The sequence below is a fragment of the Mesorhizobium sp. P160187 genome (genome assembly GCF_057766425.1).
In genome coordinates, this window is the sequence record NZ_JBYMDX010000004.1 from 1384027 (window position 1) to 1410707 (window position 26681).

A 26681-nucleotide genomic window follows, 5' to 3' on the forward strand; every position below is an offset into this window, starting at 1 on the left:
GTTACTTCACGTCGACTTTGAGCTGCTGCCACAGCGCCAGATAGGCCTCGCGCTGCGCGTCGGTGATCGGCGCCTGGAACTGGATGCGCTTGGCCACCTCGGGATCGCCCATCACCTTGCGGTTGAAGGAGTCTTCAGGCAGCGCTTCCACCGCCTTGGTGTTGGCCGACACCGGAGCGCCGACCTTGGTGACCCATTCGACATAGAATTTCGGATCGATCATCCAGTTGATGAAGGCCTGCGCACCTTCGACATTCTTCGAGCCCACCGGGATCGAGAACGCGTCGAGCCAGGCGACGGCGCCTTCCTGCGGAACGACCAGCGAGACCGGCAGCTTGAAGTGGGTCTTGGCGCGATCGGCCGAGCCGCTCCAATAGGTGCCGATGTCGATCTGGTTGGAGGCGACCATCTGGTTCCAGTCGTTCTCCGAACTCCAGAACGTCTTGATCTGCGGCATCAGCGAGGTCAGCTTCGCCTTGACCGCTTCCATATCCTTGATGTCGTTGATATTCTGACCGGTGGCGATGGCGCCGAACTGCACCGCTTCGACAGCGTCGTCGCGAATGACGACCCGGCCCTTATGCGCTGGGTCCCACATTTCGGCGATCGAGGTCGGTGGCTTGTCGAAGGACTTTTCGTTGATTGCCAGCGCCGTCAGGCCCCACACCCACGGCACGCCATAGACCTTGCCGTCATGGTCGAGCATCGGCGATTGCGCCTTGTCCTTGCTGATGTCGGCATAGTTCGGCAGCTTCGAGACATCGATCGGCTGGATCAGCTTTTCCGCCATCGCCTGATCGTTGAAGGCGGCGTTGATCATGACCACGTCATAGAGGCCCGGATTGGTGCGGATCTTGGTCAGCATTTCCTGTTCGGAATTGAAGAAGTCGTTGACGACCTTGTTGCTGGTCGCCTTTTCGAAGGCTTCGATCGCCCACGGCTCGTCAGCGCCGTAGCCCTTCCAGTTGAGCACATGCACTTCGGCGGCACTGGCGGCCAGCGTGAGCGCGGAGGTGATGACGGCGGTCGCCGTCAGCAGGGCAGTCAGTCTTGGCATGCGCATGTTCGTTCCTCTCTTGTTTGCCCGCTTGGCGGGTCAGGCTGTCTGATGGGCCTTCTGGTTCTGGCCCGGCTCGCCCGTGGCGGCCTGGCTCAGGAAAGTCTGGATCTCGCTGTCGGTCGGCGCCGATGAGCCGCCATGGCGGGTGACGGAAAGTGCTGCCGCCGCATTGGCATAGCGCGCCGCCTCGAAGGGATGCACGCCGCGCGAGAGTGCACTGACGAAACCGCCGATATGGGTGTCGCCGGCGCCATTGGTGTCGATGGCATCGACCTTGAAGCCGGCAATGGTCTGCGTCTCGCCATTGACCAACCTCACGAAACAGCCCTTGGCGCCGGCGCGGATAACGACGCCTTCGGCCTTTGGGCAGTGGTCGGCGAGCAGCCGGGCGGCGAGTGCCTCGACATCGCCTTGCCCAGCGATCTCGACCGCTTCCGTCATGTTGCAGCTCAGCCATGTCGTACGGGCAAGCACCCGCGAAAGGATGGGACGTGGGATATCCGCGATGACCGGCGTTGGATCGAAAACGAAGGGAATGTTTTCTGGCAGCGCCTCGATCCAGTCGGTCAGCGCGTCGCGGCTGCCGGAATAGCTCAGCGTATAGCCCGACGTGAACACCCAATCATCAGGCGCGACCACCACGGGCCTCATCATCTCGAGGCTGAGAAAGCTCTCCGCACCGGGCCACGACACGAAGGTGCGCTCGGCATCCCCGGAGATCATGGCGACGCAATTGCCGCTGTCCATGACCGGCGATGGCGACGTCAGCGTTATGATGCCTTCGGCCGCAAACGCGGCGCGCAAGAAATCGCCATTCGGTCCGCTGCCGAGCTGGCCGCCGAACACAACCGTCATGCCGGTGCGGCTGGCCGCGACCATCATGTTGAAGCCGCCGCCGGCGACCTGCGCAAAGCTCGACGCGGTCTTCTCGCAGCCCGGCGCCGGCAAGGCGTCGATGCGGTAGACATAGTCGACGACGGCGCTGCCGATATGGACCAGACGCCCACTCATGCCGCGGCATCCTTGCTGGCCTTTGCCGTGCGCGCCGCGACGAGGTCTTCGGCAAGCGAGCGCACCTCCCCCATATCTATGCCGACGAGCCCGGCAATGTGTTGTTGCGGCAGTTGCGAAAAGCCGACGCAGGCGCCGGCCATGCCTGAGGCAATCGCGCCGATCGTGTCGGTGTCGCCGCCGAGATTGGCGCTGATGATTGCCGCTTGCCAGGGATCGCCCTGCGCGACTTCAAGCACGGCGAAAGCTGCCGGCACGGACTCCTGGCTGGCCACACCGGTGCCGACGAGATCGGTGATGAGCCCGATCGCATCCCGCGTGGTCTTGCCGCGCACGAGCTCCTGCGCCCAGGCGATACGCGCGGCGATATCGCCACCAGTCACCCAATGTCCGAGCCTGGCGCCTCGCCGCGCGGCTGCTACCGCGCTGTCGGAAGCGGCACGCCAGTCGCCGCCGGCGACGCCACGGCTGACGGCGGCGGCGACGGCGGCAGCCGTGGCAATGGCGATCGAGGTGTTGTGCGTCGCGCGGCAGGTCTCCGCCACCTTGGCGATAAAAGCGTCGAGCGGTTCCAGCGGCATCATGATGCCGACCGGCGCGATGCGCATGGCCGCGCCATTGGTGTCGCCCCGGCTTCCCGCCTCTTCCGCCGGCACGCCGTCATTGATGGCGTCGATGGCGCGCTTGGTCGATGGTCCCAGCAGGTCATAGCTGCCGCGCGCCTTGACCTCGCGCTCCCAGTCGAGCAGTGCGTTCACCCAGCGCGCATGGTCGAAGCGGTCGCCGGACTGGACCAGAATGCGACCAAGCAGCAGCGCCTGTTCGGTATCGTCGGTGATGGTGCCGGCAACGAGCCCCTTCGACACCGGATGGTCGGCGAAGGGCGCCACGAAATCCTCGACATGGCCGTATAGCTCGGCGATCCGCGCCGGCGACAGAAGCTGTGTCGGCATGCCGAGCGCATCGCCCAGCGCGCCCCCGACAAGCGCGCCCATGGCGCGATCGAGAATGGTGCTGTCTGGCATCGCTCAAAACCTCATATGCAGCGCGAAATGCGCCGGGTTGAGCAGGCTGGTGACATATTCGATCGGCCGGTCGTCAGCCGCACGCGTCAGCCGGCGTCCGCGCAGGAACGGCGTGCCTTGCGGGCAGCCGAGGATGGTGGCGTCTTCGGCGTTGAGCATCTCGATGCCGACCCATTCCTCGCCATGGTCTGGAATGAGACCGGCGGCTCGCAGCGTCTGGTGGAGCGAGCCTTCGCGCAGACCACGCAGCGGCACGTCCTCCAGTTCGGGCGACAGCGGCAGGCGGCTGCGTTCGATGGAGATCGCATGGCCGTCGCTGGCATTGGTGCGCACCCGGTCGACGGCGATGAAGAACGGGCTTTCGATGCCAAGCAGCGCGGCAAGATCGGCATCCTCGATCACTTCAAGCCGCAGCGTCCGGGTCTCGGCATTGGCGCCGGCATTGGCAAGCGCCCGCGACCAGCCAATGCTGTCATCGACCGGCTTGCCGTCGAAAGTGACGAAGGAGCCGATGCCGACCTTGGTGGTGATCAGCCCACGGCTGGACAGCTCCTCGAGGCCCTTGCGGACCGTGTTGCGGCTGACGGAAAAGCGCTGGACGAGTTCGTTCTCGCTTTGCAGGCGGTCGCCGAAGCCAAGCACGCCGGAGCGGATCTCATGTTCGAGAACGGTGGCGATCTGCTCGGGCTTGCCCGTGCCGGGAGACAGTTGAACCGCGCGCCGCTTCATAAGGGTACCTGTTCAATAAACCTGTATAGTCCTGTTCAATATTGGAGTTGAAGGGCGACGTCAACGATATATTTGGATTCACGCATATGCGTTGTGCTCAGGTGCCCCAGGTTCGCATGGCGACGCTAACGCGTAGGGCGTCCTGTCTCCGAGACAGAGCGGGGGCAGCGCTTCCCTCAGGCGATTAGCCTTGCGCTCACACGAAGAAAAATTCCTCAATCTGTTGCTTGGCCGTCCGCAGCGCTGGCAGGATATCCCGCTCCATCGCCTCGACGGAGAACCGCGCCGACTGCGCCGAGACGTTGATCGCCGCCACGGTCTTGCCTGCGCGGTCACAGATAGGCACCGCGATCGAGCGCAGGCCAAGCTCCAGCTCTTCATCGACGACGGCAAAGCCACCCGCCCTCGCCGCGTCGATGGCCTTGGCCAGCGCGGTGCGGCTGGTGATCGTCTTCGGCGTCCGCCGTTCGATCTTGGCTTCTGCAAGGAAGGCCTTCAACTCATCCGCGCCCAGCCCCGACAGCAGGACGCGCCCCATCGAGGTGCAATGCGCCGGCAGCCTGGTGCCGACATCGAGCGAAACACTGAGGATGCGGCGGCCGGGAATGCGCGCGACATAGACGACATCCTCGCCTGACAGCACCGCAGCGTTGCAGGCCTCGTCGAACTGGCCGGCCACGTCGCGCATGATGGGTGCGGCGAAGGTCCACAGCGAGGCGCCGCCGAGCCAAGAGCGCACGATGGCGAGCAGGCGCGGCGACAGCGAAAACTGCCGGCCGGATTGCGTGGCATAGCCGGTGGCGGTCAGCGTCAGCAGGAAGCGACGCGCGCCGGCGCGGGTCAGCCCCGCCTCCTCCGCCATTTCGGTCAGCGTCATCCCGGCCGGATGCCGGGCCAGTATCTCCATGACTGCAAGGCCGCGCTCCAGCGAGCCGACATGGTCGCGCGTCTTTGCCTTGTCCTCCATGCGGCCTCCGCAAGACAATGCGCCGCCTTGACTCGTCTCGGCGGCGCGATGTAAAAATATCTCATACAAAACAAATGTTCGCAATACGAACTTTTTGAACTTCGGAGTTCTTGGCGATGGTCAATTTCCTGCCGCTCAAACAGGCCGTGGCTGAGAACCTGCATGATGGCGATACGGTCGCCTTCGAAGGCTTCACGCATCTGATCCCGACGGCGGCGGCGCATGAGGCCATCCGCCAGGGCTTTCGCGACCTGACGCTCATCCGCATGACCCCCGACCTGATCTACGACCAGATGATCGGCATGGGCATGGCCAAGAAGATCATCTTCTCCTATGTCGGCAATCCCGGCGTCGGCCTGCTGCGCCGCGCCCGCGACGCCATCGAGAACGGCTTCCCCCGGTCGATCGAGATCGAGGAGCACAGCCATGCCGGCATGGCCAACGCCTACGAGGCGGGAGCTGCCGGCCTGCCTTGCGCGGTGTTCCGCGGCTATCGCGGCGCCGGGCTGGCAGCAGTCAATCCCAACATCCGCTCGGTCACCTGCCCGTTCACCGGCGAGGTGCTTGCCGCCGTTCCTTCCATCCGACCGGACGTGACCTTCATCCACGCTCAGAAGGCCGACAAAAAAGGCAATGTGCTGGTCGAAGGCATTATCGGCATCCAGAAGGAAGCGGTGCTCGCGGCCAAGCGCGCCGTGGTGACGGTAGAGGAAGTCGTCGACAATTTCGACGACCTGCATCCCAACCTCACCGTGCTGCCGCGCTGGACCATCGCTGCGATCTCGGTGGTATCAGGCGGTTCGCATCCCTCCTACACGCACGGCTACTATGCCAGGGACAACGCCGCCTATCTCGAATGGGACGACATCGCCGCCGACCGTGAAAAATTCCAGACCTGGATGCAGGCCAATGTCCTCGAGCGCACGGCGGACGATTTCGCCGGCCGCGTAAAGCATCTGAGGAGCGCGGCATGAGCGGCTTTACTCCCAATGAGATGATGACGATTGCCGCCAGCCGAGCCCTGAAAAACGACGATGTCTGCTTCGTCGGCATTGGCGCGCCGTCGGCCGCCTGCAACGTCGCGCGACTGACGCATGCGCCCGACATCACGCTGATCTATGAAAGCGGCACCATCGGCACCGCGCCCGATGTTTTGCCGCTGTCGATCGGTGACGGCGAACTTTGCGACACCGCCGTCACGACCGTCTCGGTGCCGGAGATGTTTCGTTACTGGCTGCAGGGCGGCCGCATTTCGATCGGTTTCCTCGGTGCCGCCCAGCTCGACAAGTTCGGCAACATCAACACCACCATCATCGGCGACTATGCGCATCCCAAGACCCGCCTGCCCGGCGGCGGCGGCGCGCCGGAGATCGCCACTTCGTCGAAGGAGATCTACATCACCATGGCGCAGTCCAAGCGCGGCATGGTCGAGAAGATCGACTTCTTCACCTCCTTCGGCCATGGCGATGGCGGCGACCATCGCCAGCGCCTCGGCATCGAGACATCAGGGCCGACGCTGCTGATCACCGACCTTGCCATCTGGAAGCCAGATCCGGTGAGCAAGGAATTCACCGTGGTGTCGTTGCATCCCGGCGCAACGCGGCTTGAGGTGCAGGACAGCTGTGGCTGGATCGTAAAGTTCGCCGAGGCGCTTGACGAAACGCCGGCGCCGACGGAACTCGAGCTGACGACATTGCGCGACCTGCAGGCCCGCACCAAGGCGGCGCATGAGGGAAGCGGAAAAGAAAAGGCCGCATGACATGACCGAGGCATTCATCTGCGATTACATCCGCACCCCGATCGGCCGTTTCGGCGGCTCGCTGTCGTCGGTGCGGGCCGACGATCTCGGCGCCATTCCGCTGAAGGCGCTGGTCGAGCGCAATTCCGGCATCGACTGGCAGGCCATCGACGACGTCGTCTATGGCTGCGCCAACCAGGCCGGCGAGGACAATCGCAATGTCGCGCGCATGTCGCTCCTGCTCGCCGGATTGCCGCAGGAAGTGTCAGGCTCGACCGTCAATCGCCTCTGCGGGTCCGGCATGGACGCGCTCACCATCGCCGCCCGCGCCATCAAGGCGGGCGAAGCCGAGTTGATGATTGCCGGCGGCGTCGAATCGATGAGCCGCGCCCCCTTCGTCATGCCCAAGGCCGAGACCGCCTTTTCGCGCCATGCCGAGATCCACGACACCACCATCGGCTGGCGTTTCATCAACCCGCTGATGAAGAAACAATATGGCGTCGATTCCATGCCGGAGACCGGCGAGAACGTCGCCGAGGATTTTTCAGTGTCGCGCGCCGACCAGGACGCCTTTGCCGTGCGCAGCCAGGACAAGGCCGTCGCGGCACAGGCCAATGGCCGGCTGGCGAAGGAGATTACCCCGGTGACGATCCCACAGAAAAAGGGCGATGCGATTATCGTATCGAAGGATGAGCATCCCCGCGCCGGCACCACGGTCGAGTCGCTAGCCAAATTGCCGACGCCGTTCCGCCAGGGCGGCACCGTCACCGCCGGCAACGCGTCCGGCGTCAATGACGGCGCGGCAGCGCTGATCATCGCCTCCGAAGCGGCTGTGAAAAAATACGGCCTGACGCCGATCGCCCGCGTCCTCGGCGGCGCTGCTGCCGGCGTGGCGCCACGCATCATGGGCATCGGCCCTGCCCCGGCGACACAAAAGCTCTGCGCCCGCCTCGGCCTGACACCGCAGCAATTTGATGTCATCGAGCTCAACGAAGCTTTCGCCTCCCAAGGCATCGCCGTGCTCCGCCAACTCGGCATCTCCGAGGATGCGGAGCACGTCAATCCGAATGGCGGCGCCATCGCGCTTGGTCATCCCTTGGGCATGTCGGGCGCGCGTATCAATGGCACCGCGGCACTGGAACTGCGCGAGCGCAGCGCCCGCTATGCGCTGGCCACCATGTGCATCGGCGTCGGCCAGGGCATCGCGGTGGCGCTCGAACGGGTTTGAGTTTGCACCGCCCTCAATACGGCAAACCGACATAGTTCTCCGCCAGCGCGGTCGACGCTGCCTGCGAATGCACGAGATAGTCGAGCTCGGCTTCCTGGATGCGCTGGCCGAGCTCGCCCGTATCGGGAAAGCGGTGCAGCATCGTCGTCATCCACCAGGAGAAGCGCACCGCCTTCCACACTCTGGCCAGCGCCTTGGCTGAATAGGCCTCGAGCCCGCTTGGTGATTTGTCCAGATAGAATTCGCGTAGCCCGGCAAAGAGATAGCGCACGTCGCTGGCGGCGAGGTTGAGCCCCTTGGCGCCCGTCGGCGGCACGATATGGGCGGCGTCGCCGACCAGGAACAGCCGGCCGAAGCGCATCGGCTCGGCGACGAAGGAGCGCAGCGGCGCGATCGATTTTTCGAAGGACGGGCCGGTAACGACGGCGGCTGCGGTCTGTTCCGGCAAGCGACTGCGCAACTCGTCCCAGAAGCGATCGTCGCTCCAGGCGTCGACCTGTTCGTCAGCCGCGACCTGCACATAGTAGCGGCTGCGATGCGTCGAACGCATCGAGCACAGCGCAAAGCCCCGCTCATGGTTGGCGTAGACCAGTTCGTGATCGGCCGGCGGCACTTCGGCCAGCACGCCGAGCCAGCCGAAGGGATAGGTCCGCTCGAAGGTTTTCAGCGCCCGCCCAGGCGCCGATTTGCGGCTGACGCCGTGATAGCCATCGCATCCGGCGATGAAGTCGCAGTCGATGCGATGGCCGACGCCGTCCTTGCTATAGGTGACGTAAGGCGCCTCGCCATCGAAACCATGCAGCGCGACGTTGGCGGCCTCATAGACGGTGGTCAGCCCGGCCGCCTCGCGCTTGTCCATCAGATCGTGCGTCACTTCGGTCTGGCCATAGACGGTGACATGCTTTCCCCCAGTCAGTGCCGTGAGGTCGAGCCGGTGCAGGCCGCCGCCGAAGGCAAGCGAGATGCCGGCATGCAGCAGGCCCTCGGCATGCAGCCTTGCAGCTGCGCCCGCCTCTTCGAGCAACTCGACGGTGCCTTGTTCGAGCACCCCTGCCCGCACCCGGCCAAGCACATGCTCCCGGCTCGAACGTTCGAGGATCACCGTCTCGACGCCAATGGTGCCGAGAAGCTGGCCAAGCAGCAGCCCGGACGGTCCGGAGCCGACAATGACGATCTTTGTGCGCATCAGTGTCCCAGGCTTTCGATCTGTCCGGCGAGTTCGGCGGCGAGCCGTAGCGCAGCCGCGGTCGCTATCGCCATTTGCGGCAAGAGCAGCCATTCCAGCGTCCAGGCAGCACCGGAGCGCTCCTGCTCATGCACCAGCGCCTGGTGCATGCCGGAAAGCTGGGTGGCGTTGAAGCGCGCCAGCGTCACCAGCACTTCCGCCTTCACCGGGTTCTGCTTGTGCGGCATGGCCGACGAGCCGCCGCCGCCGGACAGCTTGATGTCGGTTCCCTCTTGCGCCATCAACGCAACGTCCTGGCCGAACTTGCCGAGGCTGCCGGTGATGAGCGATAGCAGCCCGGCGAATTCGGCCAGCGCATCGCGCTGGCTGTGCCATTGCGGCGCATCGCCAAGGCCGAGTTTTGCGGCAAGGGCCGCGCGCACGGCAGGTCCTTTGTCGCCCAGCTTCTCCAGCGTGCCGGCAGAGCCGCCAAACTGCACCAAGAGCAGACGCTTGGATTGCTCCGACAGTCTCTGCTGATGCCGTTGCAGCGGCGTGCGCCACACCGCCACGCGGTCCGACGCCTGAATTGGGATCGCCGGCTGCATGCGCGTCATCGCTGTCAATGCACGGCTGCCAAAACGTTCTTCCAGCCCCACCAGCCGCAGAATGTTTTCAGTCAGCAGCAGGTCGAGATGTTCAATGAGCCGGCGCAGCCGAAGCACCAGGCCAGTGTCGATGACGTCCTGGCTGGTTGCGCCGAAATGCACGCCGGCGTCGTGCGGCGCGCCGACCGCTGCCTTCAACTGGCGCACCAGTTCGGGCACGATCACGCCATCCTTCGCCACACCGGCCCGCAGCCGCGCGGTGTCCGGCTTGTATGACAACAGGACAGGTATAATAGCCGCGGCGGCATCCGTGCCGATAATCCCGCTTTCGGCTTCCGCTTGCGCCAGCGCGCGCTCGAAATCGAGCATGGCGGCGATTTCCGCATCCACCGAAAAATGCCGAGCCGCCTCCTCGTCGCCGAGCAGGCCGGAGAGCAGCGGATGGTCGAAGGGCGATACGGTCATGTCATTGGTTTCCTGACCGTCAGCTGTCGAAGAAGACCGTCTCCTTCTCCCCTTGGAGATGGACGTCGAAAATATAGTTGTCGCCTTGCCGCTCGGCGATCAGCGTCGGCACGCGCACCTTGTGCTCGATGCGGGCCAGGATCGGATCCTCGGCATTGGCCTTGGCCTCGTCTGAGAAATAGAGCCGCGTATGGAGGCCGATATTGATGCCGCGGGCGACGATCCACAGGCTGATATGCGGCGCCATCAGCCGGCCGTCGTCGAACGGCACGCGTCCCGGCTTGATCGTCTGAAAACTGCACAGGCCGGTGTCCATGTCGGTCGGCTGACGGCCCCAGCCCTGAAAATCCGGATCGGCATCGCCGCGCAATTCGGTCGGCGAATTGTAGAAGCCATTGGCGTCCGCTTGCCAGATCTCGATCAGCGCGTCCCGGAGCGGCGTGCCGGTGCCGTCGAGCACGCGGATGCGCAAACCGATGCGCTCGCCCTTGCTGTGGTCGTTGAGCATCGTCGCGCCGAGGTCTGTCGGATAGACGCCGCCGATGCCGCTGAAATTCGGCGTCAGCCCGATATGCACGTAAGGCCCGGCGGTCTGCGACGGACTCTCCTTCAGCCGGCTGAGCGACTGCGCCATCAATTGCCCTCCGGTCGGTTTTCGAACAGCGAGGCGCGACGCCCGCGCAGCACGATGTTGAACTTGTAGGCGCGCGCATCGAACGGGATCGTCGCCTGCATGTCGAGCGCCGCTACCAGCGTCTCAACGGCCGCCTTGTCGCGGATACCGCGCACGATCGGGCATCGCCAGATCAGCGGGTCGCCCTCGAAATACATCTGGGTGATCAGCCGCTGTGCGAAGCCGTGGCCGAACACCGAGAAATGGATGTGCGACGGCCGCCAGTCATTGGGCCCGTTCGGCCAGGGATAGGGACCTGGCTTCACCGTGCGAAAGGCATAACCGCCATCGGCATCGGTGATGGTGCGGCCGCAGCCGCCGAAATTCGGATCGAGCGGCGCGAGATAGCCGTCCTTCTTGTGGCGGTAGCGGCCGCCTGAATTGGCCTGCCAGAATTCGAGCAGCGCGCCGGAGACGCCCTGGCCGCGCTCGTCGAGCACGCGGCCATAGACGATGATACGCTCGCCGATGGCGCTCTCGCCGGGCTTTGCGAAATTGTGGATCAGGTCATTGTCGAGTTCGCCCAGCATGGCGTGGCCGAACACCGGACCGGTGATTTCCGACGCCGTGTTGTCGAAGGCCAGCAGCGCCTTTTGCGGCGAGCGCAGCACCGACGTCTTGTAGTCGGGCGTCAGCGCCGGCGGATGCCAGCCGCGGTCGCGCTGGAAGAAGGCGCCGCTCTCGGGCCTGCGGTTCGAGCCGGCATCAGCTGGCATGGCCAGCCCTGCTTCCGTCCATTTCCGAAAACACCTCCTTGGCGATCCTGAAGGCGCGGTTGGCGGCCGGCACGCCGGCATAGATCGCGACATGCAGGAACGCTTCGCAGATATCGTCGCGCGACGCACCGGTGTTGGCGGTGGCGCGCACATGCATGGCGACCTCTTCATCATGGCCAAGGGCGGCCAGCAGTGCCAGCGTCACGATCGAGCGCTCGCGCTTGCTAAAACCCGGACGCGCCCACACAGTGCCCCAGGCTGCCTCGGTGATCAGCTCCTGGAACGGCCGGTCGAAATCGGTGACGGCATCCTCGCTGCGATCGACATGAGGGTCGCCGAGCACCGAGCGCCTGACGGTCAGCCCGGTTCGGTATCTGGTTTCGTTTTTGGGCAGTTCATCCATGGGTCTGCTTTCTCAGGGGAAGCGCCGCGACGAAATCGCGGATCAGGGTGGTCAGCGCCTCGGGCTGTTCGACGCAAGGGATGTGCGCGGCGTCACGAATGATTTCGAAATGTGCGCCTGGGATCAGATCGGCCAGCCAGCGGACGAGATCCGGCGGCGTCGAGCCGTCCTGGTCGCCAACGACGCAAAGCGTGGGCACCGCGATCGCCTGCGCAGCCTCGGTAAAATCGGCATCGCGCACCGCGGCGCAGGTGCCGACATAGCCGGCGACGGCTTGCCGGGTCATCATGTTCCAGTAGCCGTCGAGCTCGGCGACACGGTCCGCGTGGAAGGCAGGCGTAAACCACATTTTGAGCACGGCATCGGCGATGGCCTGGATGCCTTTGCTTTCGACCGTTTCGATGCGGGTGTTCCAGCTGTCGGCCGTGCCGATCTTGTGGGCGGTGTCGCAGAGGATGAGGCTGTCGACGATTTCGGGGCGCCGGGCATAAAACCCTTGCGCAATCAGGCCGCCCACCGACAGGCCGCACAGCACCGCATTGTTCAGTTCGAAATGATCGATCAGGCCCGACAGATCATCGACATGCTCGTCGATCGAGCTGACGCCACCAATGTCGGACAGGCCATGGCCGCGCTTGTCGTAGACCAACGCAGGCATTTCGCCACCCAGTTCGGACAACACCTCGTCCCAGATGCGGAAGTCGGTACCCAGCGAATTGATGAACACGATCGGCCGCGCATTTCCGTTCGCCTTGATATGGCGATGGTGCAGCGTGATGCCGCCAATGTTGACGAATGGCACGATTTCGATCCTCCGTGTTCACATTGCACAAGGCGTTTGGTTTGGTAAAATGATATTTTACGCCGTTTCATTAACTGCTAGGTTATGAGAACATGTCCGAAAGCCGCATAAGGTTCCGTCACCTGCAGGCATTCCTTGAGGTAGCGCGGCAAGGCAGCGTGGCGAGGGCGGCCGACTTTCTCCATGTCAGCCCACCGGCCGTGACCAAGACGTTGCGCGAACTGGAGGAGGCGCTTGGCATCGCTGTCGTCGAACGCGACGGCCGCGGCATCAGGGTGACGCGGCTTGGCGAAGTCTTTCTCGGCCATGCCGGCACGGCGATCACGGCACTGAAGCGCGGCGTCGATTCCGTCCGCCAGGACGGCGCCATCAACCGGCATCCGATCCGCATCGGCGCGCTCCCGACAGTGTCGGCCAAGGTGATGCCACGCGCCATAAGCCTGTTCCTGAGTGAAAATACCGGTGCTGCGATCAAGATCGTCACCGGCGAGAACGCGGTCCTGCTGGAACAGTTGCGCGTCGGTGCGCTCGATCTCGTCGTCGGCCGGCTTGCGGCGCCGGAAAACATGACCGGCTTCTTCTTCGAGCATCTCTATTCCGAACCGGTGCTGTTCGTGGTGAGGGCCGGCCATCCGCTGCTGCAGCCGGGCCAGGACATCTTCGCCCGGCTCGATGAATTCCCGGTGCTGATGCCGACGCGGGAATCGGTCATCCGCCCGTTCGTCGACCGCTTGTTCATCACCAACGGCATGACGGCGCCTGCGACCGAGATCGAGACCGTCTCGGATTCCTTCGGCCGTGCCTTCCTGCGCCACAGCAATGCGGTCTGGATCATATCGACAGGCGTCGTCGCCAACGAACTCTCCAGCGGCGCCTTCGTCGCCTTGCCCGTCAACACCGAGGAAACCAAAGGGCCGGTCGGCCTGACGATGCGGACCGACACTGCGCCTTCGCCGGCCTTCACCATCCTGCTGCAGACCATTCGCGAGGCGGCCAGCCAGAACGCCTGAGCACCTTTCGCCAATCTGGCGCAGAGCGGGCCTTCAGCCGTATTTCCATAACCTGTTGGTTAACGAAACACCGCAAAATATCATTTTACCAAACCAAACACCTAGGGCACTGTGACGATGGGAGGATCGAAATCGTGCCGTTATCGGCATTGGCGGCGTTCCGCTGCCGCCTCAAGGCCTGCCGGGGCGATCTCCGATCTTAAGAACGGGCGGCATCGATTTTGAGCAGGCCGGCGGTGACCTCCAGGTGCCGTCAGGAAAGGGAGGAATACCAGCATGACCTCAAGCAAATCCGGCGTCTCGCGGCGCCAGTTCATCGCCACATCGCTCGCCGGCGGCGCGGCACTTGCGCTCAGCCGCGGCCAGGCATTCGCGCAGGCCGCCGACACGCTGAAGGTCGGCTTTGTCAGCCCGCGCACCGGGCCGCTCGCCGGCTTCGGCCAGACCGACGGCTATGTGCTCGATCTCGCCCGCAAGGCGCTCGCCAACGGCCTCGACATCGGCGGCAAGAAATACAGTGTCGAGATCATCGACCAGGACACGCAATCCGACCCGTCGCGCGCCGGCCAGCTCGCCAAGGACCTCATCAACAACCAGGCCGTCCTGATGCTGGCGGTGTCGACGCCGGAGGTGATCAACCCGGTCGCCGACGCCTGCGAAGCCGCCGGCGTGCCTTGCCTCTCCACCGTCATGCCGTGGGAGGCCTGGTATTTCGGTCGCGGCGCCAAGCCCGGCGAACCCTCGCCGTTCAAATGGACCTATCATTTCGGCTTCGGCGTCGACGAGTTCTTCCGGACCTACATCTCGCAATGGAACCTGATCGAGACCAACAAGAAGGTCGGCGTCATGTATCCCAACGACGCAGACGGCAATGCCATCCGCACCCATCTGGCGCCGTTGCTGGCAAAGCAGGGTTTCACCATCGTCGATCCCGGCGCCTACGAGACCGGCACCACCGACTATTCCTCGCAGATCGCGCTGTTCAAGCAGGAAGGCGTCGAGATCTTCAACTCCTTCCCGATCCCGCCGGACTTCGCCGCCTTCTGGCGTCAGGCTGCACAGCAAGGCCTGATCAAGCAGATCAAGATCTGCCAGGTCGCCAAGACCGGATTGTTCCCGTCCGACATCGAGGCGCTGGGCGATCTCGGCAACAAGATTTCGAGCGCCGCTTACTGGCACAAGGCCTTTCCCTACAAGTCGCCGCTGACCGGCGTTTCGGGAATCGAACTGGCCGACGGTTATGAGGCCGCCAGCGGCAAGCAGTGGACGCAGCAGCTCGGCGCCTCGATGTCGCTGCTCGACGCCGGCTTCGAGGCGCTGAAGGCAAGCACCGACGCCAAGGACAAGGCGGCCGTCGCCAAGGCGCTGAGCACGCTCAACACCGAGACCATGATCGGCAAGGTCGACTTCACCAGCGGCCCGGTCGCCAATGTCTCTCCCGGCCCGATCATCGGCACCCAATGGGTGGCGGCCAAGGAAGGCGGCAAATTCCCGCTCGACTACGTCGTGACCGAGAACGCCACCGACCCGAAGGTTCCGGTCGAGGCCAAGCTCCAGCCGTATAACGGCTGACGGTCGGTTACGGGGATCGCATCGTGAACGGTTCAGCAAACGCCGCGATCCTCCGCGCTGCCGGCATCCAGAAACGCTTCGGCGCGCTGGTGGTGCTCGACGATGTCTACTTCGCCATGAATGCCGATGAGGCCGTCGGCATCGTCGGCCCGAACGGCGCCGGCAAGACGACGCTGCTCAGCATCTTATCAGGCGCCTTCCCGCCGAGCGCCGGCACGGTCGCCTTCAAGGGTGGCGATGTGACCGCGATGCCGGCTACAGCGCGCTGTCGTCTCGGCCTGGTGCGCACGCACCAGGTGCCCAAGCCGTTCAGCGGCATGACCACGTTCGAGAACGTTTTTGTTGCCGCGTCGCATGGCGCCGGTCTCGCCCGCGACGAGGCCTATGAAGAGGCGCTGGAGTCGCTGAAAATGTGCGGCATGATGGGCGTGGCCAACCGGCGCGCCGAAACGCTCGGCCTGCTCGACCGCAAGCGGCTGGAACTTGCCCGCGCGCTCGCGGCAAGGCCTACGCTGCTTCTGCTCGACGAGATCGGCGGCGGACTGACCGATGGCGAGGCGAGCGAACTTGTCGATACCATCAAGGAATTGCGCCGCCGCAAGATCGGCATCGTCTGGATCGAGCACATCGTCCACATCCTGCTGCAGGTGGCAGAGCGGCTGATCTGTATGGACGCCGGCAAGATCATCGCCGATGGGGAGCCGCAAGCGGTGATGGCCGACCCGGAAGTCGTGCGCGCCTATCTCGGCGGAGGCCCGAAATGAGCCTGCTCGCAATCGAGAATCTGGTCGTCCGCCATGGCCTGTTGCAGGCGGTGCGCGGTGTGAGCTTTACGATCGAGCGCGGCGAAACGCTGGCGCTGGTCGGCGCCAACGGCGCCGGCAAGACGACGCTGCTGCGGGCGATCGCCGGCGCCCATGAGCCGACGGCCGGCCGCGTGCTGCTGAATGGCGCCGATATCACCGGCGTTCCCTCGCACAAGCGCGTCGGCATGGGCGTCGCGCTGGTGCCGGAAGGGCGAAAACTGTTCGTGCAAATGACGGTCGAGGAGAACCTCCTGCTTGGCAAGACCGCCGGCCGTCCCGGCGACTGGAGCGTGGAACGAGTGCTCGACACGTTCCCCAATCTGAAGCCGCGCCGCCATGCCAAGACCGGGCATCTCTCCGGTGGCGAGCAGCAGGCCACCGCCATCGGCCGCGCTTTGATGAGCAATCCCGAACTGCTGCTGCTCGACGAGGTCTCGCTCGGCCTGTCGCCGCTGGTGGTCGATCGCGTATACGCTTCGCTGCAAGGCCTGATCAGCTCCGGCACGACGATCATCCTGGTCGAACAGGACCTCATTCGCGCGCTCTCGGTCTCGGACAAGGTCATCTGCATGCTCGAAGGACGCGTCGCGCTGGAAGGCCCGAGCAAGGGCATGTCCCGCGATGAAGTGACGAAAGCCTATTTCGGCCTGCACAGAAAAAGCGCCGGGAGTGTGCCGGCATGAGCAACCAGATCGTCCAGGGCATCCTGCTCGGCGGCTACTACGCGCTGATCGCCTGCGGCCTCTCCTTCATGTTTTCGGTGATGCGCATAATCAACCTCGCGCATGGCAGCCTGGCCGTGTTTTCCGCCTACGCGCTGTGGTGGCTCGCCTCGCAATTCCATATCTCGCCCTTCGTCGGCCTGCTCATCGTGCTGCCGCTGATGGCGGCCATCGGCTGGGCGCTGCAGCGCTTCCTGCTCGAGCGCAGCGCCCGCGGCGGCGCGCTCCTGCCGATCCTGACCACGTTCGGCCTCGCCATCGTCATCGACAATGCGCTGTTCGAGCAGTTCGGCGCCGACACACGTTCGCTGGCGCCCTATATCGGCAGCCTCTCCTACGATTCCTGGGAATGGCCGGGCAGCATCTATGTCGGCAAGCTTGCCGTGATCATGTTCGCCGCCGCCGTCATATTGCTTGGCGGACTGCAGCTGTTCCTCACCCGCACCAGGCTTGGCCGCTCGATCCGCGCCACGTCGGAAGATCCCGACACGGCCGGTCTCGTCGGCGTCGATGCGCGCCGCGCCAATGCCGTCGCCGCCGCCATCGCCATGGTCACCGTTGGGCTGGCCGGCGCCTTCCTCGCCATGCGCGCCACCTTCGATCCCTATACCGGCGCACCTCAATTGCTGTTCGCTTTCGAGGCGGCGGTGATCGGCGGCGCCGGTTCGCTATGGGGCACGCTGGTCGGCGGCATCGTGCTGGCGCTCGCCCAGACCCTCGGCGCGCAGATCCATCCGCAAGGTTTTCTGATCGGCGGCCATGTCGCCTTCCTGATCGTGCTGTTCATCCGGCTCTCCACCTCCGGCCTCGGCCTGCGCGGCCTGCTGCGCCTGCCCGCGAGGAAAGCATCATGAGCGCGGTTTTAAACGGCCCCGTCATCGAGCGCGGCACCTCCGCCTCGCGCATCTCGGCGATCGCGGTCGTCGTCATCATCGCGCTGCTCGCTGTTGCGCCGCATTTCCTGTCGGCCGGCGCCGTCGACCGCATGACCGCCTTGTTCATCTATGTGATCCTGGCGGCGATGTGGAACGCGCTGGCCGGCTTCGGCGGGCTGGTTTCGGTGGGACAGCAAGTGTTCTTCGGCCTCGGCGCCTATTTCACCATCCGCCTGGCCGATGCCGGCCTCAACCCGTTCGCTTCTCTGTTTGTCTCGGCGATCATTGTCGGCGCGATCTCCTGGCCAATGTCGCTATTCATGCTGAAGCTGAAGAACGGCGAGTTCGCCATCGGCATGTGGGTGATCGCGGCGCTCACCCATCTCCTGGTCAATCTCGACCGGCTGGTGCAAGGCGAGACCGGGACGTCGCTGATCTCGCTCAACGGCTATGACGCCGGCTCCAGGCGGGCAACGATCTACTGGCTGGCGCTGGCCGCGATGACGGCGCTGCTCGCCACCCTGTTTAGCATGCTGCGTGGCAGCACGGGTGCGGCCATCCGCGCCATCAGGGACAATGAGGAGGCCGCGGCATCGGTCGGCGTGCGCGTCACCGGAACCAAGCGGCTGCTCTTCGTGCTCGCCGCCTTCGGCATCGGCATGGCCGGCGCGCTGTGGTTGGCCACGTCGATCACCTTCCAGCCGAAAACCTACTTCAACGTCCAGTGGACCGCCTACATGATCTTCATGGTGCTGGTCGGCGGCATCGGCACCTTCGAGGGCGCCATTCTGGGTGCGCTGCTGTTCTTCCTCATCGAGACCTGGTTCGGCGGCACCGGCGTCTGGTATCTGATCGGCCTCGGCGCCACGGCGGTGCTGTTCTCGCTCTTCCTGCCGCGCGGCCTGTGGGGAACGCTGGAGGAGCGCTTTGGCCTGCGCCTGCTGCCGGTCGGCTATCGCGTCAGGCTCCCGCCAAACGCCGCAGATGGCGACGCGGCGCCCTCGCCGCAACAGGCCGCAACGCATCCAGAAAAGGCGTGACCATGCTGTTCGGCAAGACCATCCTCATCACCGGTGTCGCCTCTGGTATCGGCGCTCGCACGGCCGAACTTGCCGGCCAACTGGGCGCTGACGTGATCGGCGTCGACGTGCGTGAACCTGCCGCACCGGTCGGCTTCTTCGTCAAGGCCGACATCTCGTTCAAGGCCGGCGTCGACGATCTCCTCGGGCGCCTGCCGCAGCGCATCGATGCGCTCTGCAATGTCGCCGGCCTCCCCGGCAACACCGGTGCGGTGTCGACACTGGCCGTCAACTTCTATGGCCTGCGCGCGCTCTCGGAAGGCCTCGCACCCAGACTTCGTGAAGGCGGCGCCGTGGTCAACGTCGCCTCGATCGCCGGCTATGGCTGGCGCGCCAATCTCAACCGCGCGGCATCGATGGTCGGCATCGAAGGCTTTCCCGATGTGGCGGAGGTGGTCGCCGACCATCAGGTGAAGAACGAGGAAGGCTATTCCGTTTCCAAGGAGCTGCTGCTGTTGTGGACGCAGCGCGCCGCGCATCAGGACCTGTTCAGGAGCCGCGGCATCCGCGTCAATGCAGTGAGCCCCGGCCCGGTCGAGACGCCGATCCTCAAACAGTTCCGCAATGTGCTGGGCGACGCCCGCGTCGATAGCGACATCGCCCGTGTCGGCCGCGCCGGCACATCGGGCGACATCGCGCCTGTCGTGCTGTTCCTGTGCTCGGACGGCGCACGCTGGGTCAACGGCGCCAATGTGCCGGTTGACGGTGGGCTTGAAGCATCGATCAATGCCGAGGTGCTCGGCTTCTAGACCATGATCCCGAAAAGTGGGAGCCGGTGTTCGGAATCAGATCGTGGTCGATAATAGGTAGAAAAGACGCTCGACGGCGAGCGAGGGAGAGAACAATGGACATCGGACTTCTGATCGACGGCGATAAAAGGGATGCCTCCGGCTCAGCCTCTTACGAGCGCATGGACCCGTTCACCGGCAAGCTGGCGACCCGCGCTGCCGCAGCCAGCATCGCCGACGCCAATGCCGCGGTCGAAGCCGCTGCTGCCGCTTTCAAGACGTGGTCGAAGACCGGTCCGGGCGAGCGCCGCGCTTTGCTGTCCAAGGCGGCCGATGTCATGGACTCCAAGGTCGGCGAATTCACCAAATTGATGATGGAAGAAACCGGCGCGACCGGCCCCTGGGCCGGCTTCAACGTCATGCTCGCCGCCAAAATGCTGCGCGAGGCAGCCGCCATGACGACGCAGATTTCGGGCGAGGTCATTCCCTCCGACAAGCCCGGCACGCTGGCCATGGCGATCCGCCAGCCGGCCGGCGTCTGCCTCGGCATCGCGCCGTGGAATGCACCGGTCATCCTCGGAACCCGTGCCATCGCCATGCCGATCGCCTGCGGCAACACGGTTGTGCTGAAAGCTTCGGAAATGTGCCCAGGCACACACCGGCTGATCGGGCAGGTGCTGGTCGAGGCCGGCCTGCCCAAGGGCGTCATCAATGTCGTCACCAATCATCCCAAGGACGCAGCGACAATCGTCGAGGCACTGGTCGCGCACCCCGCCGTAAGGCGTGTCAACTTCACCGGCTCGACCAAGGTCGGCAGGATCATTGCCGAACTCGCCGGCCGTCACTTGAAGCCGGCGCTGCTCGAACTCGGCGGCAAGGCGCCGCTGGTCGTGCTCGACGATGCCGACATCGACGCCGCGGTCAATGCCGCGACCTTCGGCGCCTACATGCATCAGGGCCAGATCTGTATGTCGACCGAGCGTCTGGTCGTCGATGAAAAGGTCGCCGACGAATTCGTCGCCAAGCTCGCCGCCCGCGCCGCGCAGCTGCCTGCCGGCGACCCGCGCGGCCATGTCGTGCTCGGTTCGCTGATCAGCGACCAAGCCGCCGACAAGATGGAAGAACTGGTTGCCGACGCCGTCGCCAAGGGCGCCAGGCTTGTGGCCGGCGGCAAGCGCACCGGAACCGTGGTCGAGGCGACATTGCTCGACCACGTGACGCCAGCGATGCGCGTCTATTCGGAAGAATCCTTCGGCCCGGTCAAGCCGGTGATCCGCGTCAAGGGCGAGGACGAAGCGGTATGTGTCGCCAACGATACCGAATACGGCCTGTCTTCAGCCGTGTTCAGCCGCGACATCCGCCGTGCCATGGCGGTTGCCGCGCGCATCGAAGCCGGTATCTGGCACATCAACGGCCCGACCGTCGGCGACGAGGCGCAAATGCCGTTCGGCGGCGTCAAGGGTTCAGGCTACGGCCGCTTCGGCGGCAAGGCCTCGATTGCCGAGTTCACCGACCTGCGCTGGCTGACCATCGAGGATCCGGGGCAGCACTATCCGTTTTGACTCCACCTTCTCTCACAGGGGAGAAGGAAAGGAGCCCTCAGGGCCGTTGCCTGGCGAGCCAACGGATTCCCGCATCAAAACCCGGCAAGGCTCGAGCCACGCGATCGGCGGCCCCTCCCGGAGTTGTAAATCGTTTAATGATGGGTATTTTACCCCTCAAGCACATGCCGCCGGACGGCGGCAAGCGGTTTTGGGGACTACCACAAGTGCAAAGCAAAATACGCGATACGGATCGCGCCGGGGAGGAATCGTCATGCCAAACAAGGCCCTGCCGCTGGTCATCAGCGCGCCGGAACCACGCACGCTCGACCTGATCTTCACCTCACCTCAGCTGGCGCGCCTCAAAGCGCATTACCGCGTCGTCGAGACGACGGCCGAGGGCGTGGCGAACTTGCCCGCCGACGTGCTTGCCGAAGCCCGCTATATTATCGGCCAGCCGCCGATCTCGCCCGAGACCTTGGACCGGATGCAGGCGCTGCGTTGCGTCTTCAATGTCGAGACCAACCTCATCAACAACATGCCCTATGAGACGCTGTTTGCGCGCGGCATCCATGTCGTCACCACCGGCCTCGTCTTCGCCGAGCCGGTGGCCGAGCTTGGCCTCGCCATGGCGCTCAACCTCGCCCGCAACATCGTCGATGCCGACCTCGCCTTCCGCAAAGGCGAAGAGCTGTGGGGCGGCGACGGCAATTTGACGGCGCGGCTTCTGTCCGGCGCCGATGTCGGCATCATCGGCTTCGGCGATCTCGGCCGTGCGCTCAACCGACTGCTGTCGGGTTTTCGCACCCGCACCAAGGTCTTCGATCCCTGGCTGCCGCCATCGATCCTGATCGACAGTGGCGTCGAGCCGGCCTCGCTGGACGAGGTGCTGTCGACCAGCGATTTCGTCTTCGTCGTCGCTTCGGTGACCTCAGAGAATCAGGGCTTTCTCGGTGCCAATGCTTTTGCCTCCATGCGCAAGGGCGCCGCATTCATCCTGCTCAGCCGCGCCGGCGTCGCCGACTTCCCCGCCCTGATGGCGGCGGTGGAAAGCGGCCACATCGTCGCCGCCAGCGATGTCTTCCCTGAAGAACCGCTGGCGCAGGACCATCCGGTCCGCACGATCCCCGGCTTCCTGCGCTCCGCCCACCGCGCCGGTGCGCTTGACATCGCCTTCAAGCGCATGGGCGACATGGTGCTGGAGGACATGGACCTGATCGACCGCGGCCTGCCGCCTCTGCGCTCCAAGCGCGCCGAGCGCGAGACGGTGTCAAGGATGCGTTCGAAGCCGGCGGACAGGAACTAGTTGTCGCGAGAAATCCGCCTGAGATGGATTTCGCAGTTGGCCAAAACCCCTTTGTCATCGCCGCTCAGGATGACCGGGAACCTTCCGGCATTGGCGTTTTTCAGCCGGATCGCTCCCATTCGATCCAGACCCTACTATCGATGCCCCGCCAGGCCTAGCCGGCGGGGTATTGATTTTGAAAGCAATCGGGCTGTGGGAGGCCTGGCCTACTCCAAGGAGGCTCGTCACGATTCGCGTCGGTGGCGGGCCTTTTTATTCATTCCCGAGCAAAGCCGGAGGCGGCCTGCTCGCCTCGCTCTATCCGGCAGCAACGCCGGCTGCCGAGCGATTGGCCAGCACCAGCCCGACCTCGCCGACAACCTGCTCGACGCGCTTCAGGATGGGTTCGGCCCGCAGCACGCCGTCGGAAAAATCCTTGTCCGTGGCATAGACGCCTGTCGGCAGCGTCAGCGCCTCGAAGAAGCCGAACAGCGGCCGCAGCTGGTGCTCGACGATCAACGCATGGCGATCGTTGCCGCCGGTGGCAAGCAGCACCACCGGCTTGCCCCGCAAGGAAGCGGGATCGAAGAGGTCGAAGAAGTGCTTGAACAGGCCGGTGTAGCTGCCCTTGTAGGTCGGCGACCCCACCACCAGCACATCGGCATTGACGACGCTGTCGAAGATTGCCCGTGCCTGGCCGTCGAGATCGCGCGCCCATTTGGCAGCGCCGAGCGACGGGCCGAGGTCTTCGATGTCATAGGTGCTCGCCGACAGGCCATGCTGGCGCGCAATATCCCTGACAACCTGGTCGACGAAACCGCGCGTCTTGGACGGCCTAGTGAAATTGCCGGAAAACCCGACGACGGTTGGATTGGGCATATTCTGGCACCTCTTGCGCGGCGCGCAGGCCCGCTTCATACCGCATGTTTACAGGCTTGCGCCTGCAGCAAGAAGCAAATGACTGACCTTGCAGCACCATAGTGAGGAATTTTTTTCCATTTGCCCGCTCGTCTCAGGCCGCGAGAAGCCGGCCATAGGATTCCAGATAGAAGCCGGTTGACCTAGCGCAGGTCCGCACCGCCTCCCTGGCGGCAACCGTTTCCTGCCACCGCAGCAGGCGCTCGCATTCGGCCGGCATGGCGAAGCCCAGATATTTCTCAAGCACGCACAGCTGTTCGAACCAGGGATAGAAGGAGATGTCGGCGGCGCTGAATTCCGAGCCCAGCAAAAACCGTTCGTCCGCCCCTCGCCTCGCAAAGGCATGCTGTTCCACAAAGCGCAGGGCGTCGGCAAGCTGGGCCTTGATCCGCTCATGAACCATAGCGTCGGAACTGTGCATCATGGTTGCCGTCCTGGCGTAAAGCTGCGTGTCGGCGAAGCTGATCCAGATGCGCGCCTCAGCGCGGGCATGAGCATCCCTGGGGAAAATCGGCCGTTCGGGGAATGCATCATCGAGATATTCGCAGATGATCGCCGACTCCCTGACATATTGCCCCTGATGGCGCAGCAGCGGCACCTTTCCCGTCGGCGTGAGTTTCAGGAACCACACCGGCTTGTTGCGCAGATCGATTTCGATTTCCGTCGCCTGCAGGCCTTTCTCGGCAAGGGCGAGCCTGACACGGTGCGCATAGGGACAAAGCTGCGCGACAAAAAGCTCGATTGGCGGCATGAATAACTCCTGAGTTTCGTTATCGCCGACAAGCGGCCTGTCGGGCATAGCTAGGTCCAGTAAGGCCGGCGCGCTATTCGACAGCGTCTAGATTGATTTATCGATCGTCTGTTTCTGGAGCGAAGCGTGGACCTCCTGGCTACCCTCATGCGCGAATTGCACTTCGCAGCCGCCGGGTACCGGCGCCTCGAACTGGCCGCGCCCTGGGCGATCTCGTTCAGCCAGGCTGGGCTTCGCGGCATTCACGTCGTCATCAAGGGGCGATGCGAAGCGGTGTTCGGTGAGGAAGATGTCGAGCCTCTCGATGCCGGCGACCTGATCATTGCACCGCGCGCCGATCCGCATGTGCTGCGGTCGCCCGGCGCGCTCAAAAGCGCGAACGTCCCCGCCGCCGAACTGGCGACCCAAACCGCAGCTGGGCGTATTCGCAGCGGCGGCGAAGGCGAAAAGACCGTCATCCTGTGCGGCGCCTTCGCCTTTCGTGACGCCGACCATCCGGCACTTGCCGGCCTGCCGCGCATCGTTCACATCCGGGGATCGAATGGCCGTCTGCCCAAATGGCTGCGTGGCTATGTCGAGGCCTTGCTGGTGGAAGCGACCGACGAAGGTCCCGGCAGCGACGTGGTCATGGCTCGCCTGTCTGGGGCCATCGTCACGCGCGCCTTGCGCTCCGGTCTGGAAAGCATGGACAATCCAGGTTGGCTGAGGGGATTGCAGGACCCCGCGATCGCCAGAGCGCTCGCCACCCTGCATGAAGCCTATGGCCACGACTGGACGATCGAGACCCTGGCACGCGCGGTCGGGCTCTCCAGGGCAACCTTTGCCGCCCGCTTTCGCGATCTCGTCGGCGAAGCGCCCATGGCCTATCTCTTCGGCTGCCGCATGCGGCAGGCCAGCCGGCTGCTGCACGAGGGCAAGAGCCTGGGCCAAGTCGCCGAGGCGGTCGGCTACAGCTCGGAAGCCGCCTTCTCCACCGCCTTCAGCCGCCACGCCGGCGTCTCGCCCGGCCAATTCAGGAAACGGAAGGATCTGTAAGGCAGAGCGATATTGGCGGCGGCCGCGCCTCGCGGTAGGACTTTGCCAGCACTATGTCTGATCATATCCCGACGCGGTTCGCCGCCGCTTTGCCCAGGAGATGCTTCGTGCCCAAAGGTTCTGACCTGCTTGTTGCCGCCCTTGAGAATGAGGGCGTCGATCGCATCTTCGGCATTCCCGGCGAAGAAAACCTGGACGTCGTCGAATCCATCCGCAAATCCTCGATCCAGCTCATCCTCACCCGTCATGAGCAGGCGGCGGCGTTCATGGCCGCCACCCATGGCAGGCTCACCGGCAAGCCAGGTGTGTGCATCACCACGCTGGGACCCGGCGCCCTGAACCTGACGACGGGTGCCGCCTATGCGCTGCTCGGCGCCATGCCGATGATCATGATCACCGGGCAGAAGGGCATCCGCTCGTCGCGCCAGGCCCGCTTCCAGATCGTCGACATCGTCGCCGCGATGAAGCCGTTGACCAAGCTGTCACGTCAGATCATCTCGGCGAAGACCATTCCCGCCGTGGTGCGCGAAGCGTTTCGGATTGCCGAAGAGGAGCGTCCGGGACCGGTGCATCTGGAACTGCCCGAAGACATCGCGGCCGAGGAGTGCGACGATGTCGCGCTGATCCCGCCGCATCCGGTCGAGCTTCCGCTGGCCAGCCCGCTTGCGCTCGACCGCGCCGCTGAGATGATCATCAAGGCGCAGCGTCCGCTGGCGATGCTGGGCGCCGCCGCATCGCGGCCGCGCTCGACCTCCGACCTCGCCCAGTTCGTTATCAGAACCGGCATCCCCTATTTCACCACGCAGATGGGCAAGGGCACGGTGCCTGGCGGAACCGAGCTCTATATGGGCACCGCCGCGCTGTCCGAGCGCGACTATGTCCATGAGGCGATAGAGCAGGCCGACCTCATCATCACCATCGGCCACGACACGATCGAGAAGCCGCCCTTCATTATGGGCGACAAGGGACCGAAGGTGATCCATGTCGGCTACCAGCCGGCCAATGTCGAGCAGGTCTATTTCCCGCAGACCGAAGTGGTCGGCGACATCGGCGCTTCGCTCAGGCTGCTTGCCGACCGGATCGAGGGCAAGATCCCCAACGCGCAGGCGCTACTGCCGCTGCGCGAAGGGATTTTGAGCCGCATTGCCGCCCGCGCCACCGAAGACCGTTTCACGCCGCAGCGCTTGGTGCATGACGTGCGCGCGGTGATGCCGGCCGACGGCATCCTGGCGCTCGACAACGGCATGTACAAGATCTGGTTTGCGCGCAACTACCGCACGCGCGTCGCCAACACTTTGCTGCTCGACAACGCCCTGGCCACGATGGGCGCCGGCCTGCCGTCGGCGATGACGGCGGCGATGCTCTATCCCGGCCGCCGCGTCATGGCGATCTGCGGCGATGGCGGCTTCATGATGAACAGCCAGGAGTTGGAAACCGCCGTCAGGCTGAAGCTCAATTTGGTCGTGCTGATCATCGAGGACAATGCTTTCGGCATGATCCGCTGGAAGCAGGCGGTCGACCAGTTCCCCGATTTCGGCATGACCTTCGGCAATCCCGATTTCGTCAGATATGCCGAGGCCTATGGCGCCAAGGGAACCAGGGTCGGCGCCGTCTCAGAAATACAATCGACGCTTGAACAGGCTTTTGCCGGCGGTGGCGTCCATCTCGTCGTCGTTCCGATCGACTATTCGGAGAACGAGCGCGTGCTGGTCGAGGAACTGCGCCACTGGTTGCCGGCGCCACCGGAGGCCTGACGGTGGAGTAGATAC

Annotated in this window: 27 protein-coding genes; 14 read left to right on the forward strand and 13 right to left on the reverse strand. The window is 64.5% G+C overall.

What is annotated here, in order from left to right; genetic code table 11:
- Window position 1: 1 nt before the first annotated feature.
- The 5 genes from AC3CCE_RS23700 to AC3CCE_RS23720 all read right to left on the reverse strand — a co-directional run bounded on the left by AC3CCE_RS23700 (window position 2) and on the right by AC3CCE_RS23720 (window position 4792).
- On the reverse strand, window positions 2-1063 hold the full coding sequence (locus AC3CCE_RS23700; protein WP_023668165.1) for an ABC transporter substrate-binding protein: 1062 nt from the start codon (window positions 1061-1063) through the stop codon (window positions 2-4).
- A gap of 33 nt (window positions 1064-1096) precedes the next feature.
- A complete protein-coding gene (locus tag AC3CCE_RS23705; RefSeq protein ID WP_023714831.1) occupies window positions 1097-2071 on the reverse strand; it encodes a PfkB family carbohydrate kinase in 975 nt (324 codons plus the stop codon).
- Window positions 2068-3096, reverse strand: coding sequence for an ADP-ribosylglycohydrolase family protein (locus AC3CCE_RS23710; protein WP_352626325.1), 1029 nt, complete (start codon window positions 3094-3096; stop codon window positions 2068-2070). Before AC3CCE_RS23710 ends, AC3CCE_RS23705 begins: the two co-directional genes overlap by 4 nt.
- A gap of 3 nt (window positions 3097-3099) precedes the next feature.
- A complete protein-coding gene (locus tag AC3CCE_RS23715) occupies window positions 3100-3825 on the reverse strand; it encodes a GntR family transcriptional regulator (RefSeq protein ID WP_352512554.1) in 726 nt (241 codons plus the stop codon).
- Window positions 3826-4021: 196 nt separating this feature from the next.
- Window positions 4022-4792 (reverse strand): IclR family transcriptional regulator domain-containing protein, encoded by a 771-nt coding sequence (locus tag AC3CCE_RS23720; RefSeq protein WP_352512552.1) that lies wholly within the window; start codon window positions 4790-4792, stop codon window positions 4022-4024.
- Window positions 4793-4908: 116 nt separating this feature from the next.
- Here AC3CCE_RS23720 and AC3CCE_RS23725 point away from each other — a divergent pair, with 116 nt between their 5' ends.
- From AC3CCE_RS23725 to pcaF, 3 genes are read left to right on the forward strand one after another with little or no spacing between them, the layout of a single operon-like run.
- A complete protein-coding gene (locus AC3CCE_RS23725) occupies window positions 4909-5766 on the forward strand; it encodes a CoA transferase subunit A (RefSeq protein ID WP_023685266.1) in 858 nt (285 codons plus the stop codon).
- Complete coding sequence (locus AC3CCE_RS23730) at window positions 5763-6551, forward strand: CoA-transferase subunit beta (RefSeq protein ID WP_023725442.1); 789 nt, start codon at window positions 5763-5765, stop codon at window positions 6549-6551. Before AC3CCE_RS23725 ends, AC3CCE_RS23730 begins: the two co-directional genes overlap by 4 nt.
- Window position 6552: 1 nt before the next feature.
- Window positions 6553-7758 (forward strand): 3-oxoadipyl-CoA thiolase, encoded by a 1206-nt coding sequence (gene pcaF, locus AC3CCE_RS23735; protein ID WP_352626326.1) that lies wholly within the window; start codon window positions 6553-6555, stop codon window positions 7756-7758.
- A gap of 13 nt (window positions 7759-7771) precedes the next feature.
- Here pcaF and pobA read toward each other — a convergent pair whose 3' ends face one another.
- From pobA to pcaD, 6 genes are read right to left on the reverse strand one after another with little or no spacing between them, the layout of a single operon-like run.
- A complete protein-coding gene (pobA, locus tag AC3CCE_RS23740; protein WP_352512550.1) occupies window positions 7772-8944 on the reverse strand; it encodes a 4-hydroxybenzoate 3-monooxygenase in 1173 nt (390 codons plus the stop codon).
- On the reverse strand, window positions 8944-9996 hold the full coding sequence (locus AC3CCE_RS23745) for a 3-carboxy-cis,cis-muconate cycloisomerase (protein ID WP_352626327.1): 1053 nt from the start codon (window positions 9994-9996) through the stop codon (window positions 8944-8946). The genes pobA and AC3CCE_RS23745 overlap by 1 nt, the downstream gene beginning before the upstream one ends.
- Window positions 9997-10015: 19 nt before the next feature.
- Complete coding sequence (gene pcaG / locus AC3CCE_RS23750) at window positions 10016-10630, reverse strand: protocatechuate 3,4-dioxygenase subunit alpha (protein WP_352512547.1); 615 nt, start codon at window positions 10628-10630, stop codon at window positions 10016-10018.
- Window positions 10630-11385: a protocatechuate 3,4-dioxygenase subunit beta gene (gene pcaH, locus AC3CCE_RS23755; protein WP_352626328.1), complete on the reverse strand. Its 756-nt coding sequence runs from the start codon at window positions 11383-11385 to the stop codon at window positions 10630-10632. Before pcaH ends, pcaG begins: the two co-directional genes overlap by 1 nt.
- Window positions 11375-11788, reverse strand: coding sequence for a 4-carboxymuconolactone decarboxylase (pcaC, locus tag AC3CCE_RS23760; RefSeq protein ID WP_352626329.1), 414 nt, complete (start codon window positions 11786-11788; stop codon window positions 11375-11377). The genes pcaH and pcaC overlap by 11 nt, the downstream gene beginning before the upstream one ends.
- Window positions 11781-12590: a 3-oxoadipate enol-lactonase gene (pcaD, locus tag AC3CCE_RS23765; protein WP_352626330.1), complete on the reverse strand. Its 810-nt coding sequence runs from the start codon at window positions 12588-12590 to the stop codon at window positions 11781-11783. The genes pcaC and pcaD overlap by 8 nt, the downstream gene beginning before the upstream one ends.
- Window positions 12591-12682: 92 nt before the next feature.
- On the opposite strand from pcaD, the gene pcaQ reads away from it, so the two are divergent.
- The 9 genes from pcaQ to AC3CCE_RS23810 all read left to right on the forward strand — a co-directional run bounded on the left by pcaQ (window position 12683) and on the right by AC3CCE_RS23810 (window position 22229).
- A complete protein-coding gene (pcaQ, locus tag AC3CCE_RS23770) occupies window positions 12683-13600 on the forward strand; it encodes a pca operon transcription factor PcaQ (RefSeq protein ID WP_352626331.1) in 918 nt (305 codons plus the stop codon).
- A gap of 276 nt (window positions 13601-13876) precedes the next feature.
- Entirely contained in the window at window positions 13877-15172 is a 1296-nt protein-coding gene (locus AC3CCE_RS23775) for an ABC transporter substrate-binding protein (RefSeq protein WP_352626332.1), read from the forward strand.
- Window positions 15173-15195: 23 nt separating this feature from the next.
- A complete protein-coding gene (locus AC3CCE_RS23780; RefSeq protein ID WP_488377206.1) occupies window positions 15196-15936 on the forward strand; it encodes an ABC transporter ATP-binding protein in 741 nt (246 codons plus the stop codon).
- A complete protein-coding gene (locus AC3CCE_RS23785) occupies window positions 15933-16661 on the forward strand; it encodes an ABC transporter ATP-binding protein (protein ID WP_352626333.1) in 729 nt (242 codons plus the stop codon). The genes AC3CCE_RS23780 and AC3CCE_RS23785 overlap by 4 nt, the downstream gene beginning before the upstream one ends.
- On the forward strand, window positions 16658-17554 hold the full coding sequence (locus AC3CCE_RS23790) for a branched-chain amino acid ABC transporter permease (RefSeq protein WP_352626334.1): 897 nt from the start codon (window positions 16658-16660) through the stop codon (window positions 17552-17554). Before AC3CCE_RS23785 ends, AC3CCE_RS23790 begins: the two co-directional genes overlap by 4 nt.
- Window positions 17551-18615 carry a branched-chain amino acid ABC transporter permease gene (locus AC3CCE_RS23795; RefSeq protein ID WP_352626335.1) on the forward strand — a complete coding sequence of 355 codons (1065 nt, stop codon included), beginning with the start codon at window positions 17551-17553 and terminating at the stop codon, window positions 18613-18615. The genes AC3CCE_RS23790 and AC3CCE_RS23795 overlap by 4 nt, the downstream gene beginning before the upstream one ends.
- A 2-nt stretch (window positions 18616-18617) precedes the next feature.
- Window positions 18618-19403 carry a coniferyl-alcohol dehydrogenase gene (locus tag AC3CCE_RS23800; protein WP_031201463.1) on the forward strand — a complete coding sequence of 262 codons (786 nt, stop codon included), beginning with the start codon at window positions 18618-18620 and terminating at the stop codon, window positions 19401-19403.
- Window positions 19404-19498: 95 nt separating this feature from the next.
- Complete coding sequence (locus AC3CCE_RS23805) at window positions 19499-20944, forward strand: aldehyde dehydrogenase (protein WP_352626336.1); 1446 nt, start codon at window positions 19499-19501, stop codon at window positions 20942-20944.
- A gap of 253 nt (window positions 20945-21197) precedes the next feature.
- The gene (locus AC3CCE_RS23810; protein WP_352626337.1) at window positions 21198-22229 is read left to right on the forward strand and encodes a hydroxyacid dehydrogenase; all 1032 of its coding nucleotides are present in this window, start codon (window positions 21198-21200) and stop codon (window positions 22227-22229) included.
- Between the two features lie 297 nt (window positions 22230-22526).
- On the opposite strand, the gene msuE is transcribed toward AC3CCE_RS23810, so the two are convergent.
- The gene (gene msuE, locus AC3CCE_RS23815; RefSeq protein ID WP_352444550.1) at window positions 22527-23087 is read right to left on the reverse strand and encodes an FMN reductase; all 561 of its coding nucleotides are present in this window, start codon (window positions 23085-23087) and stop codon (window positions 22527-22529) included.
- A 133-nt stretch (window positions 23088-23220) separates the two neighbouring features.
- Window positions 23221-23877, reverse strand: a complete 657-nt coding sequence (locus AC3CCE_RS23820) for a glutathione S-transferase family protein (protein WP_352626338.1) — start codon at window positions 23875-23877, stop codon at window positions 23221-23223.
- Between the two features lie 126 nt (window positions 23878-24003).
- On the opposite strand from AC3CCE_RS23820, the gene AC3CCE_RS23825 reads away from it, so the two are divergent.
- Window positions 24004-24912 carry an AraC family transcriptional regulator gene (locus AC3CCE_RS23825; protein WP_198020008.1) on the forward strand — a complete coding sequence of 303 codons (909 nt, stop codon included), beginning with the start codon at window positions 24004-24006 and terminating at the stop codon, window positions 24910-24912.
- A 107-nt stretch (window positions 24913-25019) separates the two neighbouring features.
- Window positions 25020-26666, forward strand: coding sequence for an acetolactate synthase large subunit (locus tag AC3CCE_RS23830; RefSeq protein ID WP_352626339.1), 1647 nt, complete (start codon window positions 25020-25022; stop codon window positions 26664-26666).
- The last annotated feature ends 15 nt before the right edge of the window (window positions 26667-26681 follow it).

Bases quoted from the DNA above. Each gene is read 5' to 3' on its own strand.
- AC3CCE_RS23700 (WP_023668165.1), bottom strand. From the start codon at position 1,063: ATGCGCATGCCAAGACTGACTGCCCTGCTGACGGCGACCGCCGTCATC.
- AC3CCE_RS23705 (WP_023714831.1), bottom strand. From the start codon at position 2,071: ATGAGTGGGCGTCTGGTCCATATCGGCAGCGCCGTCGTCGACTATGTC.
- AC3CCE_RS23710 (WP_352626325.1), bottom strand. From the start codon at position 3,096: ATGCCAGACAGCACCATTCTCGATCGCGCCATGGGCGCGCTTGTCGGG.
- AC3CCE_RS23715 (WP_352512554.1), bottom strand. From the start codon at position 3,825: ATGAAGCGGCGCGCGGTTCAACTGTCTCCCGGCACGGGCAAGCCCGAG.
- AC3CCE_RS23720 (WP_352512552.1), bottom strand. From the start codon at position 4,792: ATGGAGGACAAGGCAAAGACGCGCGACCATGTCGGCTCGCTGGAGCGC.
- AC3CCE_RS23725 (WP_023685266.1), top strand. From the start codon at position 4,909: ATGGTCAATTTCCTGCCGCTCAAACAGGCCGTGGCTGAGAACCTGCAT.
- AC3CCE_RS23730 (WP_023725442.1), top strand. From the start codon at position 5,763: ATGAGCGGCTTTACTCCCAATGAGATGATGACGATTGCCGCCAGCCGA.
- pcaF (WP_352626326.1), top strand. From the start codon at position 6,553: ATGACCGAGGCATTCATCTGCGATTACATCCGCACCCCGATCGGCCGT.
- pobA (WP_352512550.1), bottom strand. From the start codon at position 8,944: ATGCGCACAAAGATCGTCATTGTCGGCTCCGGACCGTCCGGGCTGCTG.
- AC3CCE_RS23745 (WP_352626327.1), bottom strand. From the start codon at position 9,996: ATGACCGTATCGCCCTTCGACCATCCGCTGCTCTCCGGCCTGCTCGGC.
- pcaG (WP_352512547.1), bottom strand. From the start codon at position 10,630: ATGGCGCAGTCGCTCAGCCGGCTGAAGGAGAGTCCGTCGCAGACCGCC.
- pcaH (WP_352626328.1), bottom strand. From the start codon at position 11,385: ATGCCAGCTGATGCCGGCTCGAACCGCAGGCCCGAGAGCGGCGCCTTC.
- pcaC (WP_352626329.1), bottom strand. From the start codon at position 11,788: ATGGATGAACTGCCCAAAAACGAAACCAGATACCGAACCGGGCTGACC.
- pcaQ (WP_352626331.1), top strand. From the start codon at position 12,683: ATGTCCGAAAGCCGCATAAGGTTCCGTCACCTGCAGGCATTCCTTGAG.
- AC3CCE_RS23775 (WP_352626332.1), top strand. From the start codon at position 13,877: ATGACCTCAAGCAAATCCGGCGTCTCGCGGCGCCAGTTCATCGCCACA.
- AC3CCE_RS23785 (WP_352626333.1), top strand. From the start codon at position 15,933: ATGAGCCTGCTCGCAATCGAGAATCTGGTCGTCCGCCATGGCCTGTTG.
- AC3CCE_RS23790 (WP_352626334.1), top strand. From the start codon at position 16,658: ATGAGCAACCAGATCGTCCAGGGCATCCTGCTCGGCGGCTACTACGCG.
- AC3CCE_RS23795 (WP_352626335.1), top strand. From the start codon at position 17,551: ATGAGCGCGGTTTTAAACGGCCCCGTCATCGAGCGCGGCACCTCCGCC.
- AC3CCE_RS23800 (WP_031201463.1), top strand. From the start codon at position 18,618: ATGCTGTTCGGCAAGACCATCCTCATCACCGGTGTCGCCTCTGGTATC.
- AC3CCE_RS23805 (WP_352626336.1), top strand. From the start codon at position 19,499: ATGGACATCGGACTTCTGATCGACGGCGATAAAAGGGATGCCTCCGGC.
- AC3CCE_RS23810 (WP_352626337.1), top strand. From the start codon at position 21,198: ATGCCAAACAAGGCCCTGCCGCTGGTCATCAGCGCGCCGGAACCACGC.
- msuE (WP_352444550.1), bottom strand. From the start codon at position 23,087: ATGCCCAATCCAACCGTCGTCGGGTTTTCCGGCAATTTCACTAGGCCG.
- AC3CCE_RS23820 (WP_352626338.1), bottom strand. From the start codon at position 23,877: ATGCCGCCAATCGAGCTTTTTGTCGCGCAGCTTTGTCCCTATGCGCAC.